10 protein-coding genes and 1 pseudogene are annotated in these 13,174 nt (G+C 71.2%); 4 read left to right on the top strand and 7 right to left on the bottom strand.

From position 1 onward, the window contains the following. Positions 1-306 precede the first annotated feature (306 nt). From J2Y58_RS16640 to J2Y58_RS16655, 4 genes and pseudogenes are all read right to left on the bottom strand, one after another. On the bottom strand, positions 307-495 hold the full coding sequence (locus J2Y58_RS16640; protein WP_310105505.1) for a DUF3008 family protein: 189 nt from the start codon (positions 493-495) through the stop codon (positions 307-309). 38 nt (positions 496-533) lie between these two features. Next, positions 534-1,892, bottom strand: a complete 1,359-nt coding sequence (locus tag J2Y58_RS16645) for a HAMP domain-containing sensor histidine kinase (protein ID WP_310105508.1) — start codon at positions 1,890-1,892, stop codon at positions 534-536. Positions 1,893-1,901: 9 nt separating this feature from the next. Next, positions 1,902-2,589: pseudogene (locus J2Y58_RS16650) on the bottom strand (winged helix-turn-helix domain-containing protein). Further along, the gene (locus tag J2Y58_RS16655) at positions 2,558-2,992 is read right to left on the bottom strand and encodes a PDZ domain-containing protein (RefSeq protein WP_310105510.1); all 435 of its coding nucleotides are present in this window, start codon (positions 2,990-2,992) and stop codon (positions 2,558-2,560) included. Before J2Y58_RS16655 ends, J2Y58_RS16650 begins: the two are co-directional and overlap by 32 nt. Positions 2,993-3,217: 225 nt before the next feature. Here J2Y58_RS16655 and J2Y58_RS16660 point away from each other — a divergent pair, with 225 nt between their 5' ends. Continuing rightward, positions 3,218-6,523: a glycosyltransferase gene (locus J2Y58_RS16660; RefSeq protein ID WP_310105512.1), complete on the top strand. Its 3,306-nt coding sequence runs from the start codon at positions 3,218-3,220 to the stop codon at positions 6,521-6,523. 50 nt (positions 6,524-6,573) lie between these two features. Here J2Y58_RS16660 and glmM read toward each other — a convergent pair whose 3' ends face one another. Next, complete coding sequence (glmM, locus tag J2Y58_RS16665) at positions 6,574-7,911, bottom strand: phosphoglucosamine mutase (protein WP_310105519.1); 1,338 nt, start codon at positions 7,909-7,911, stop codon at positions 6,574-6,576. Positions 7,912-7,979: 68 nt separating this feature from the next. Between glmM and J2Y58_RS16670 the strand changes: the two genes are divergently transcribed. Further along, positions 7,980-9,209: a cation:dicarboxylate symporter family transporter gene (locus tag J2Y58_RS16670; RefSeq protein WP_310105522.1), complete on the top strand. Its 1,230-nt coding sequence runs from the start codon at positions 7,980-7,982 to the stop codon at positions 9,207-9,209. On the opposite strand, the gene rarD is transcribed toward J2Y58_RS16670, so the two are convergent. After that, positions 9,199-10,068: an EamA family transporter RarD gene (gene rarD, locus J2Y58_RS16675; RefSeq protein WP_310105525.1), complete on the bottom strand. Its 870-nt coding sequence runs from the start codon at positions 10,066-10,068 to the stop codon at positions 9,199-9,201. The two genes, J2Y58_RS16670 and rarD, sit on opposite strands and share 11 nt — an antisense overlap. Before the next feature lie 46 nt (positions 10,069-10,114). Then, positions 10,115-10,777: a hypothetical protein gene (locus J2Y58_RS16680; RefSeq protein ID WP_310105528.1), complete on the bottom strand. Its 663-nt coding sequence runs from the start codon at positions 10,775-10,777 to the stop codon at positions 10,115-10,117. Between J2Y58_RS16680 and recF the strand changes: the two genes are divergently transcribed. Continuing rightward, a complete protein-coding gene (recF, locus tag J2Y58_RS16685; RefSeq protein ID WP_310105530.1) occupies positions 10,776-11,813 on the top strand; it encodes a DNA replication/repair protein RecF in 1,038 nt (345 codons plus the stop codon). The genes J2Y58_RS16680 and recF overlap by 2 nt on opposite strands. A gap of 59 nt (positions 11,814-11,872) precedes the next feature. Then, positions 11,873-13,168: an MFS transporter gene (locus J2Y58_RS16690; protein ID WP_310105532.1), complete on the top strand. Its 1,296-nt coding sequence runs from the start codon at positions 11,873-11,875 to the stop codon at positions 13,166-13,168. The last annotated feature ends 6 nt before the right edge of the window (positions 13,169-13,174 follow it).

The following is a 13,174-nucleotide window of genomic DNA, read 5'->3' on the forward strand; positions in this document are numbered from 1 at the left end:
ATAGCTTCTATCGACCCCCATGCACCTTGAATGCACAAGACCCGCAGAGCCGCCGCCCACATGTCCCTTCATCTTAACCTACAATGTCAAAGAGCGGCAAAAACCGGCACCATCCTCGATCCCACCCTGCGGTGGATGAGGCCAGTGCCCGTTCTTGCGATCACGGCGGCGATCCAGAACCGGAAAGATCCGGTCCGCCGCTGCGGTGACACCCATCTAGGGGCGGCGTTTCGGGACGTAAAGCCCTTTTTTCGCTTTTCTTGCAAAAAAGTGGATCGAGGGCCTGTGAGGGCCGTTGTGGCGCCCTCAATCGCCTCTTTTGTGCTCAGGCTTCCCCTTCCGCTTCGTGGATGCCAACTCCTCCAGCTGCGCCTCGGTCATCGACGACGCCATCTCCTTCGATGCGCCCGTCAGCTTCGACGTCGGCTGATCGCCCCGCTTGGCGCTGAGCGCGGCACCGGCCGCCTTTTGCTGTGCGGCTGACTTAGCGGGCATCGCAGATCTCCTCCGACTGATCTCGCCTCCAACGCGGACTACCGTCGGAGGTTCAGCGTCACCGCAAGCCCCGGCGCGGCATCGCCCAGCGACAGGGTTCCGCCATGCAGCCGCGCCACTGCCGCGGCCAGCGACAGGCCGAGCCCGGCGCCGGTGCCGCTGCGCGCCTCGTCGAGGCGCCCGAAGCGGCGCAACGCGTCGTCATGCCGCGCCGCCGGGATGCCCGGCCCGCGATCCGCGACCGTCACGCGCACCTGCTCACCCATGCCGGTCAGCGCCCCCTCTCCGGCCAGCGTCAAGGTGATCGGCCCCGCGCCATATTTGAGCGAATTGTCGATGAGATTGCCGATCGCCTGCGCCAGCAGCTCGCGGTGCACCGTCGCGGGCACGGACCCGGGGACGTCCAGTGCCAGCGACCGCCCGGCGTCCTCGACCACTGGCGCATACATTTCGGCGACGCCGGCCAGTTCCGCCGCCAGATCGACGCCGACGAACATCTCGCGCCCGATCCCCGCCTCGGCGCGCGAGATGCTGAGCGCGGTCTGTACCATCGCGAACAGCCGGTCGGCCTCCGCCAGCGCGCGATCGATCGAGTCGAGCGCCGCCGGCTCGCGCACCTCCGCCGCCGCCCGCTCCAGTACGACGCGCATCCGGGTCAATGGCGATTTCAGGTCGTGCGCCAGCCCGTCGGTTGCCACGCGCAGCTCGGTCATCAGCGTCTCGACGCGCTCCAGCGCGCCGTTGATCGCGGTCCCCAGGGCCGCCAACGCGTCGCGCGTGCCGTCGTCGGGCACCCGCGCGCGCAGATCGCCCGCCGCCACGGCGTTCAAGGCCGCCAGCGGTTCCTCCAGCCGCGCGACGATCATCCGCGCGGTGATCCACGCCGCCAGCGCTGCGAACATCAGCGCCAGCGACAACGCGATCCCGCTCACCCGCTCCAGCAGCCGCACCGCGCGCAACTCCCCCGCGACCGTCGTCCCGACCAGCAGCCGCGATCCGTGCGGCAGCCCGACCGCCTCGACATGCATCGGCTCGGCGGCGACCTGACCGCTGCGGTAGAGCGTCACCTCGCGCGTTCCCGTCCCCGGCACGACACTCGGCGGCCAGGCGTCGAGATTGCCAGCGATCCGCACGCCGGCGGCGTCGGCGAGCAACAGCACCGTCCCCGGGGTCACCAGCCGCCCGGTCCGCAGGGTCACCTCGCGGGTCAGCCCCGCCAGCCCGCCGGCGGCGTGCGCGGCGCGCAGGTCGTCGCGCAAGACGCGCACCGTCCGCCTTGTCTCGGCCCCCAGCTGCTGCCGCACCGCCGCGCCGATCGTCACGATCAGCGCCGCCGCGCTCACCACCTGCAAGAGAAAGACGAGCGCCGCGAAGCGAAAGGTGGCCGAGCGGAACATCGCCCCGCCCTAGGGCTCCAGCCCGAGCCGATAGCCCGCGCCGCGCACGGTATGCAGCAGCGGGCGGTCGAAGCCTTCGTCCACCTTCTTGCGCAGCCGGCTGAGATGGACGTCGATCACGTTGGTGCCGGGATCGAAGTGATAGTCCCACACGCCCTCCAGCAGCATGGTGCGCGTCACGACCTGGTCGACGTGGCGCAGCATGAACTCCAACAGCCGGAACTCGCGCGGTTGCAGGTCGATCTGCTTGCCCGCGCGCTTGGTGCGTCGCGCCAGCAGGTCCATCTCCAGCTCGCCGCAGCGCAGGACGGTCTCGACGGGCTTGCTCGCCCCCCCCGCGCCGGATCAGCAATCGGATGCGTGCCAGCAACTCGACGAAGGCGAACGGCTTGGTCAGGTAATCGTCGGCGCCGTTGGTGAGCCCGTGGATGCGGTCCTCCGCCGCGCCCAGCGCCGACAGCACGATCACCGGCGTCTCGATCCCCGCCGCGCGCACCGCGCCCAGCACCCCCATGCCGTCGATCCCCGGCAGCATCCGGTCGAGCACGATGCAATCGTAGCTGCCGTCGGTGGCGTGGAACAGCCCGTCGCGCCCGTTGTCGGCGCGATCGACGACGAAGCCTTCCTCGCTCAGCCCGCGCGCGACGAAATCGGCGGTCGCCGCGTCATCCTCGATCAACAGGATCTTGTTGGCCATGCGCGCCCCCTCCGCTCGCATTCAGGTGAAGATCGATCTCCCTCTTGCCGCGCCGGACGCGAATGTCGAGCCTCTCGCCCTGCAACGCGTGGTCGACCGCCTCGACGGTCGCCATCGGAGCGCCGTCGACCGCTTCGATCACGTCCCCCACCAGCATCCCGCCGCGCCGTGCAGCGCCGTCGGCGCGCACGCTGTCGACCACCACCGCGTCGTCGGCGACCGACGCGAAGGTCGCACCGATGGTCTCGCCGCCGCGCGCGCTCGGCCCGTGCGCGCCCAGCGTGCGCGTCCACACTGCCGCGACGATCGCCGCAGCCAGCATCATCGCCAGCGCGAGCAGCCCGATCGCGCGCAGATCGGGGTCGCTGCGCCCGGGACGGCGTCGGGTCGGCACGGTCGTCATGGCAGGAACCTCCTGCATCGTGCCTAACGCGCTGTTCCTCCACGCAAGGTGTTCCGCAGATGACCGATCCGTCATGTTGGCGGATGACCGAACCGTAACATTGCCATCACGCCGCCGCCATCGACGCGCGCCTAGACGGGCAGGCATCGGGCACGATGCCCGCCGGGAGCTTGAGACGTGATCGTGACGACCGCCGCCGCGGCAATCGGGGAGGCTTGCTGAGCCATGACCCGCCCCATTTTCTTCGATCCCACCGGCCGGCGCAGCCGGATGTCGAAGCGCGTGCTCGCGGTCCTGCTGGTCGTCATCATGGTCAGTGCCGCGGTCTTCGCGCTGACGCTGGTGCGCGTGCCGCGCGGGCGCGATCTCGCGCTCCCGCTGCCGCAACCGCGCGCGGCGGCCTTGCGGACCGAGGCGTCGCTGGGCCGCGGGCTGGCCGGCTGGCTGCCGCACCACCGCGCCGCCGTCGATCCGCACACGCCGCTGTCGGTCGGCTTCTACGTACCGGGCGACGACGCCAGCATCGCATCGCTGCGCCGCCACAGTGCGAGCCTCGACTGGGTGGTGCCGGCGACGATCAGCGTCTTTGGTGCCGGACACCGGGTGCAGGTGCAGCCCGATCCGCAGTTCGACCGCATGATCGCCGCGATGAAGCACGCGCCCAAGGTGCTGCCGATGGTGCAGAACTTCGGCGACAGCGACTGGGACGGCGCCGGCGCTGCCGCGTTGCTCCACGATCCGCGCGCGGCATCCGCCTTCGCGGGCAAGCTCGGCCGCTATGTCGCCGCGACGCACCGCGCCGGGCTGGTCATGGATTTCGAGACGCTGCCCGCCAGGGCGATGCCCGACTATCTGCGCTTCCTGCGCACGCTGCGCGCCGCGCTGCCCAAGGGCGCGCCGCTGGCGGTGACCGTGCCGGCGGAGGACGACGCCTGGCCGCTCGCCGCGTTCGCGCGCGTGTCGGACAAGCTGATCTTCATGGCCTATGACCAGCATTGGGAGGGCGGCACCCCCGGTCCGATCGCCGGCCAGTCGTGGTTCGTCGATCAGGTCGCCAGGGCGATGCGCACCATCGGCCGCGACAAGCTGGTCGTGGCGCTCGGCAGCTACGGCTACGACTGGCACGGCGACGACACCGACGCGCTGTCGATCGAGGACGCCTGGCTCGCCGCGCACGACAGCCAGGCGACGGTGACCTTCGACCGGAACTCGGGCAACGCCGGCTTCGCCTATGACGAGGACGGGCAGCGCCACACGATCTGGATGCTCGACGCGGCCAGCAGCTGGAACGAGATGGTCGCGCTCAAGCAACTCGGCATCGACGATATCGCTTTGTGGCGGCTCGGCAGCGAGGATCCCGGCTTCTGGGCGGACCTGACCGCGTGGCGGACCGGCGGCACCCCCGACCTGTCGACCCCGCGTGCGCTGCTGAACGCCGATGTCGAGGGATCGGGGGAGATCCTGCGCATCACCGCCACGCCGACACCCGGCGTGCGGCGCGTGACGCGCAACCCGCAGGGGATACTCGTCGATGAGAAGTACCCCGTGCTGCCGACGCCGTACGTCGTCCAGCGCACCGGCGCGCAGAACCCCAAGCTGCTGGCGCTCACCTTCGACGACGGCCCCGATGCGACCTGGACGCCGAAGATCCTGCGCGAACTGGAACAGGCGCACGTGCCCGGCACCTTCTTCGTCATCGGGCAGAACGCGCTGGAGGAACCCGGCCTGCTCAACCGTATCGTCGCCGATGGCGGCGAAATCGGCAATCACACCTACAGCCACCCCAATCTCGCCGCGGTGTCCGACCGGCAGGCCCGACTGGAGATCAACACGACCCAGCGGCTGGTGGAGGCCTATACCGGTCGGCGCATGACGCTGTTCCGCGCGCCCTACTTCGGCGATGCGGAACCGACCACCACCGACGAACTCGGGCCGGCGCTGATCGCGCAGAACCTGGGCTACACGGTCACCGGCCTGCACGTCGATCCCGACGACTGGGCGCGTCCCGGTACCGATCACGTCGTGAACCAGGTGCTCGATCAGGTCCGTAACGCCACCCCGACGAACTCGGGCAACATCATCCTGCTGCACGACGGCGGCGGCGACCGCTCGGAGACGGTCGCGGCGCTGCCGCGGATCATCGCGGCGCTGAAAGCGGAGGGCTATCGGTTCGTCACCGTGTCGCAGCTGGCGGGCCTCGATCAGGCGCAGGCGATGCCGAAGGTCGAGGGCCGCGACCTGCTGGCGGTGCGCGCCGATGTCGCCATGTTCGTGGTGCTCGCCGGCGTCGTCGCGCTGATCGGCTGGCTGTCCTATCTCGCGATCGGGCTCGGCATGGCGCGCGCGGTGCTGATGGCGGTGCTCGCCTGGATCCAGAGCCGCCGGCGGCGCGGCGAGCCGCCGCATTACACGCCGACCGTCTCGGTCATCATCCCGGCCTATAACGAGGAGCGGGTGATCGCCAGCTCGGTCGCGCGCGTGCTGTCCAGCGACTATCCGGACCTGCAGGTGATCGTCGCCGACGACGGGTCGAAGGACGGCACCAGCGCCGCGGTACGCGCCGCCTTCGCCGACGATCCGCGCGTCACGCTGCTGACGCTGGAGAACGGCGGCAAGGCCGCGGCGCTCAATCGCGCGCTTCTCCAGGCCACCGGTGAGGTCGTCATCGCGCTCGACGCAGATACGCAGTTCGAGCCCGAGACCATCGCGCGCCTCGTCCGCTGGTTCGCCGACCCGCGACTGGGCGCGGTGGCGGGCGATGCGCGGGTCGGCAACCGCGTGAACCTCGTCACCCGCTGGCAGGCGATCGAATATATCACCGCGCAGAATCTGGAGCGCCGCGCGCTTGCCGGGTTCGATGCGATGACGGTCGTCCCCGGCGCGGTCGGCGCATGGCGGCGCGCCGCGCTCGATGCGGTGGGCGGCTATCCCGAGGATACGCTGGCCGAGGATCAGGATCTCACGATCGCGATCCAGCGCGCTGGCTGGCGCGTCACCTACGATCCCCGCGCGGTGGCATGGACCGAGGCGCCCGAGACGTTCCGCGCGCTCGCCAAGCAGCGTTACCGCTGGGCCTTCGGCACGCTGCAATGCCTGTGGAAGCACCGCGCGATCCTGCGCACGCGCAAGCCCTCCGGCCTCGCGCTGGTCGGCCTGCCGCAGGCGTGGCTGTTCCAGATCCTGTTCGCCGCCATCTCGCCGCTGATCGACCTGACGCTGGTGATGTCGATCGTCGGCACCGCCTTGCGCATCCACCAGCACGGCTGGGCGCAGACCAGCGGCGACGTCAGCAAGATGGGTCTCTACTGGCTGGCCTTCACCGCGGTCGAGGTCGTGTGCGGCTGGATCGCCTATCGGCTGGACGGCAACAAGGCCCGCTACCCCGCCCTGCTGCTCATCGCGCAGCGGCTGGTCTATCGCCAGATCATGTACGGGGTCGTCATCCGTGCGATCTCCTCGGCGGTGCGCGGGATGGTCGTGGGCTGGGGCAAGCTGGAGCGCACCGGCCGCGTCGCCGCCCCGGCGCACTGACGGCGACCGTCACCCCGGCATCGGCGGTGCCGGGGTGACGGTTCAGCGGGCTAAGCCGCCGCCCGCACCGCGTCGCAGATGCGGTCGACGACCTGCTCGACCTGTGCGGGATCGTCGCCTTCCGCCATCACCCGGATCACCGGCTCGGTTCCCGATGGCCGGATCACCAGTCTCCCCCGGCCCGACAGTTCGGCCTCGGCATCGGCGATCACGGCCTTCACCGCCGCCGTGTCGAGCGGCTTGCCGCCGGCGAAGCGCACGTTCTTCAGCAATTGCGGCAACGGCTCGAACCGGTGCAGCACCTCGCTGGCCGACGCGCCCGCGCGGCACACCTCGGCCAGCACCTGCAGCGCGGCGACCAGCCCGTCGCCGGTGGTCGCATAGTCGCTCAGGATGATATGCCCCGACTGCTCGCCGCCGACATTGTACCCGCGCCGCCGCATCGCCTCCAGCACGTGGCGGTCGCCCACCGCGGTCCGGATCAGCCCCAGTCCCTGCGCCTTCAGATGCCGCTCCAGCCCCAGGTTCGACATCACGGTCGCGACCAGCCCGCCGCCCGCCAGCCGCCCGGCGCGCGCCCAGCCCGCCGCGATCGTCGCCATCAACTGGTCGCCGTCGATCACCCGGCCTTTCTCGTCGACCACGATCAGCCGGTCGGCGTCACCGTCCAGCGCGATGCCGATGTCGGCACCGTGCTCGACCACCGCCTTCGACAGCGCTTGCGGGTGGGTCGATCCGATCTGGTCGTTGATGTTCAGGCCGTTGGGATTGACGCCGATCTGCACCAGATCCGCGCCCAGCTCCCACAACGCCTCGGGCGCGACCTGATAGGCGGCGCCGTTCGCGCAATCGACGACCACCTTCATCCCGTCGAGCCGCAGGTCGCTGGGAAAGGTCGACTTGGCGAAATGGATATAGCGCCCACGCGCATCGTCGATCCGCTTGGCGCGCCCGATCTCGCCGGCCGGCGCCAGCGCGACCTCGCCGTCGATCGCCGCCTCGATCGCCAGCTCGTCCTCGTCCGACAGCTTGTAGCCGTCCGGTCCGAACAGCTTGATGCCGTTGTCGAAGAATGGATTGTGGCTGGCGGAGATCATCACGCCCATGTCGGCGCGCATCGACTTGGTCAGCATCGCCACCGCCGGGGTCGGCATCGGCCCCACCAGCGTCACGTCCATGCCGACGCTGGTGAAGCCCGCCTGCAGCGCGCTTTCGAGCATATAGCCGGACAGCCGCGTATCCTTGCCGATCACGACGCGGTGGCGATGATCGCCGCGCAGGAAATGGCGTCCGGCCGCCATCCCGACCTTCATCGCCATCTCGGCGGTCATCGCGCCGGCGTTGGTCAGTCCGCGAATTCCGTCGGTTCCGAAATATTTTCTTGCCATCGTACCTTCCGTCCGCTTGCGCTTGTCCGTTCCATAGCCACAAGCCGTCGAAGGGCGAAATCCCCCGTATGTCGCAAGCCACCCGCATCCTCCTGTCCCTGCTGATCGGCCTGTCGGCGGGGGTCGCGCTGGCGGCGGTCGCGCCGGCAGCGGTGCCCGGCACGATCGCGATCGCCGAGCCGATCGGCAGCGCCTGGCTCCACGGGCTGCAGATGACGATCGTGCCGCTGGTCGTGTCGCTGCTGGTGACCGGCGTCGCCGCCACCGCCGAGGCGGCGAAGGCAGGGCGGCTGGCGGGGCGCGCCATCGTCCTCTACGTCACCTTCCTCTTCGCCTCCGCGACGATCGCGGCGCTGGTCACCCCGCTGATCCTCGCGATCGCGCCGCTTCCCGCCGCCTCGGCGCAGGCGCTGCGTGGCGCGCTGGTCGGTGCCGCGAAGGTGCCGGCGGTGCCGCCGCTCGGCGAGTTCTTCGCCGGGATCGTGCCGACCAACGTCGTCCATGCCGCCGCCAGCGACGCCTTCCTGTCGCTCATCATCTTCACGCTCGTCTTCGCCTTTGCGATCGCGCGGATCGCGGCGGACGACCGCGCGCTGCTGGTGCGCTTCTTCACCGCGCTGCGCGACACGATGCTGGTCGTCATCGACTGGGTGCTCTGGATCGCCCCGATCGGCGTCTTCGCGCTGACGCTGGTGGTCGGCGCGCGCGCCGGCTCGGGCGCGTTCGGCGCGCTGGTGCACTATATCCTGGTCGTCTCCAGTGTCGGGGTGATCGTCACCGCCCTCGCCTATCCGGTCGCGCTCGTCGGCGCGCGGCTCCCGGTGACCCGCTTCGCGCGCGCGGCGCTCCCGGCGCAGGCGGTGGCGATCAGCACGCAATCGTCGCTCGCCTCGGTGCCCGCCATGCTGGAGGGCGCGCGCGACCTGGGCGTGTCGGTCCGCACCGCCGGCGTCACGCTGCCGCTGGCGGTGGCGATCTTCCGCGCGACCGGACCGGCAATGAACCTCGCGGTCGCCATCTATGTCGCGGCGTGGTTCGGCGTATCGCTGCCGCCCGCCACGCTGGCGGTGGCGGTGGTGGTCGCGACGCTCACCTCGCTGGGGTCGGTCAGCCTCCCCGGCACGGTCAGCTACGTCAGCGCGATCGCCCCGATCGCCGGGACGATCGGCGCGCCGGTCGCGCCGCTCGGGCTGTTGGTGGCGGTCGAGACGATCCCCGACATCATCCGCACCGTCGGCAATGTCACCATGGACCTGGCGACCACCGCCTGGCTCGGCCGGCGCGATCCTAGCGAATGACGCGCCGCGGCCGGCTGCCCAGCGCGTAGAGCGCGCATCCCGTCCAGATCAGCGCGAAGGTGACGACATGCACCGTGCGCAGCGGCTCGCGGAACAGCACCACCGCCTCCAGGAACTGCAGCGTCGGCGCGATATATTGCAGCAGCCCCATCGTCGCATAGCGCAACCGCCGCGCCGCCGCGGCGAACATCAGCAGCGGCGCGGCGGTCACCGCCCCCGCCAGCACCAGCAACGTGTCCGTCTGCACCCCGCGCCCGAACACCGGCTCGGCGCCGAGCAACAGCACCGCCAGCGCCGGTGCCGCCAGCAACGCCGTCTCCACCGTCAACCCGCCCAGCGCATCGATCGCCGCCACCTTGCGGATCAGCCCGTACAGCCCGAAACTGAACGCCAGCGTCAGCGGGATCCACAGCGCCCCGCCGCCCGCGACGGCCAGCACCGCCACCCCGGCGGCCGCCACCGCCACCGCCGCCTTCTGGATCGTGCCGATCCGCTCGCCGAGCACCACCATCCCCAGCGCGACATTGACCAGCGGGTTGATGAAATAGCCGAGGCTCGCCTCCAGCACGTGCCCGTTCTGCACCGCCCAGATATAGACGAGCCAATTGACCGCGATCAGCGCCGCCGACCCGCATAGCAGCAACAACGTCCGCCCGCGCGCGGCGGCGAGGATCGCTCCCCCGCGCCGCATGACCAGCACGATCACGGCCAGCAGCAGCACCGACCACAGCACGCGATGCGCCAGCACCTGCAACGCCGGCACGCCCTGCAACAGGTGCAGGTACAGCGGCAGCAACCCCCACAGCACATAGGCACTCACGCCGAGGATCAGGCCGTTACGCGTCGCAGCTGTCGTCATGCCCGCCCTGTCGCGGCTGCGCGACGGCGATGCAAGCCCGCGCCTGTCAAAGCGTTCCGGCGGCAGTCGACCGCAAGTGCCTGTTCGCGCGGCCGTCATCGAGAAAGGCGAGCGTGGCCGGCGACAGCACGCGCACGCGCGCCGCCACGTGGCGCGACGCGGCGCGGGGCCAGAGCCGCGCCGGCAGCCACCACGGCGCGCCCCAGAAGCAAAGATATTGCCCCGGCCGCTTCACGACGTTCGCGGCCCGCACCCAGTCCTGGGTTCCGGTCGCCACCCGGCGCTCGACCTGGATCTGGAAGGCAGGCCGGTGATATTTGTCGAAGGTGATCGAAACCCCCTCGATTTTCCCGTCCCTGCGGCGCTCGAGCCTGATCTGGCGCGCCGAAATGGCGTCGCCCGGATCGTCCATGTAGCGCGAGACGCGCCGGAAGCCGTTTGCCAGAAAGAACGGCACGATCTCGCCGGTCACCTGCTCGACCAGATACGTCAGCGACGGGCCGCCGAGCGCAGCCCATTTTCTCGACCGCGCCGCCAAATCCTTCGCCATTCCCGGAAAAGCCTCGTCAGGGCTGACGCAGCTGGCGCCGGTCAGGTCTTCCTCGGAACGTAAACGCGGTCGCCGTCGCGTGTGAAGGGATAAGCGCCGCCGCGCCGGAAACAGGTCGCTCTCCCGGCACTTTGCCCCTACCAGCGTCCGCGCCGCCATGCTGTCCCGCCTCGTCCTCACCGATGTCCGCAACCATCCCGCGCTGACGATCGCGCCGGGGCCGGGGTTCGTGGTGCTGACCGGCTCCAACGGCGCGGGCAAGACCAACGTGCTGGAGGCGGTGTCGCTGCTCGCCCCCGGCCGCGGCTTGCGGCGCGCCGCGCTGGGGGAGGTCGCGCGCAGCGACGGACCCGGCGGGTTCGGCATTGCCGCAACGCTCGCCGACGACGTGACGCTGTCGACCGGCGCCCTCGCCGCCGCGCCCGAGCGGCGGGTCGTCCGCATCAACGGCGCCCCCGCCCCCGCGACCGCGCTGGCGGAGCGCGTCGCGGTGCTGTGGCTCACCCCGGCGATGGACCGGCTCTTCACCGAAGCCGCGGCCGGCCGCCGCCGCTTCCTCGACCGGCTGACGCTCGCGCTCGAACCCGGCCATGCCCGCGACGGCGCGCGCTACGAGGCGGCGATGCGCGACCGCAACCGCCTGCTGGCACAGCCGGTGCCCGACACGGACTGGCTCGCCGCGCTGGAGGCGCAGATGGCGCAGCACGGTGCCGCGCTCGACGCGGCGCGCCGCCGCACCGTCGCCGCGCTCGGCGACGCACTCGCCGCGCAGCCGCCGGGCGAGATCGCGCGCGCCGCGATCGCGCTCGACGGATGGACGGGCGACGAAGCCGCGCTCGCCGACGCACTCCGCCACGGTCGCGCCCGCGACGCCGCCGCCGGGCGCACGCTCGCCGGCCCGCACCGCGCCGACCTGATCGTCACGCATGTCGACAAGGCGCGCCCCGCCGCCACCGCCTCGACCGGCGAGCAGAAGGCGCTGCTGCTCGCGATCGTGCTCGCCCATGCCGAACTGGTCGCGCGACTGGGCGGGCGCGCGCCGGTGCTGCTCCTCGACGAGGTCGCCGCCCACCTCGATCCGGTACGCCGCGCCGCCTTGTTCGCGCGGCTTGAACCGCTCGGGCAGGTGTGGATGACCGGCACCGAGCCCGGCCTGTTCGCCGCGATCGGCGATGCGACCCGCATTTCCTTGTAGGCGCCGTATTTCCTTGTAAGCGGTACCGTCGTGCCCACAACCAACCGGCGCGCGCCGCGTTGGGCGGTCACGCCTCCTCATCACCGGGATCCCGACCGCTGACCGACACCGCCGCCCCCCCGGACCGCCCGCGCACGCTGACCGAGTGGCGGAACGGCTGGCCGGTGGTGGCCGCGGCGATGCTGGGCGCCGGGCTGGGGCCAGGCCTGTACCAGAATTTGTCGAGCCTGTTCACGCCGGGGCTGGAGGCGACGTTCGGCTGGTCGCGCGGCGATATCGCCACCGGCGCCGGGCTGGCGTTCGGCGCCGCGGTGTTCGCGCCGCTGATCGGGCGCATCGCCGACCGCATCGGGGTGCGCCCGGTTATCTTCGTGTCGATGCTGGTGCTCGGCGCCGCCTATCTGTGGCTGGCGGCGATGGGCCTGCACGGCGGCCGCGCGATCTGGCGCTACCAATTGGGCGTCGTCCTGCTGGTGCTGACGCTGCCGGGCACCAGCAGCCTGGCCTATGGCAAGCTGATCGCGGCACGCTTCGTGCGCGGGCGCGGGCTGGCGCTCGCGCTCGGCACCTCCGGGCTCGCGGCGGTGACGATCGTCGCCGCGCCGCTGCTCGGCGCGGTAATCGCGCAACACGGCTGGCGCGGCGGGTTCGTGGCGCTCGCCGCCGGCTCGGTGCTGCTCGCCTTGCCCGCCATCCTGCTGTGCCTCCGGGCCGCACCTCCGCCCGCCCCGGTGGCCGCCGCAGCCGCCACCGGCAGCAGCGCGGCGGCCGCACGACGCGACCGGCGCTTCTGGATCATGGTTGCCTCCGCCTGGCTCATCAACGCCGCGACCACCGGCTTCGTCACGCAATTGGTGCCGATCGGGCTTGAGCTCGGCCTTCGCCCCGCCCAGGCGGCGCTGCTCCTCGCCAGCTTCGCCGCCAGCGCGATCGCCGGGCGGCTCGCGGTCGGCTGGCTGATCGACCGGCTCCGTCCGCAACCGGTCGCCGCCGCCTTCGCGATCGCCTCGGCCGCCGCCTTCGTCGCGCTGGCGTTCGCGCCCGGCGGGCTGGCGGCGGCGCTGGTGCTCGTCTTCCTCGCCGGCCTGATGAACGGCGCGGAGAACGATCTGCTGCCGTTCTTCGCGGCGCGGCTCTTCGGTCTGCGGGCCTATGCGGAGATCTACGGCACCGCGATGCCGATCGCGCTGTCGGGCACTGCGCTCGGGATCATCGGCTTCGGCCGGCTCCATGACCTGACCGGCGGCTACAGCACCGCCCTGACGCTCGGGTGCGGCGCGCTGCTGCTCGCCGCGACCTGCTTTCTGATCCTGCCCGATCGCGCGCGGGATGACGAGGCGGCGCCCAGCGGGTAGCGGACG

Origin of the sequence: Sphingomonas sp. BE138, assembly GCF_031456125.1 — a bacterium.
Taxonomy (GTDB): Bacteria; Pseudomonadota; Alphaproteobacteria; order Sphingomonadales; family Sphingomonadaceae; genus Sphingomonas.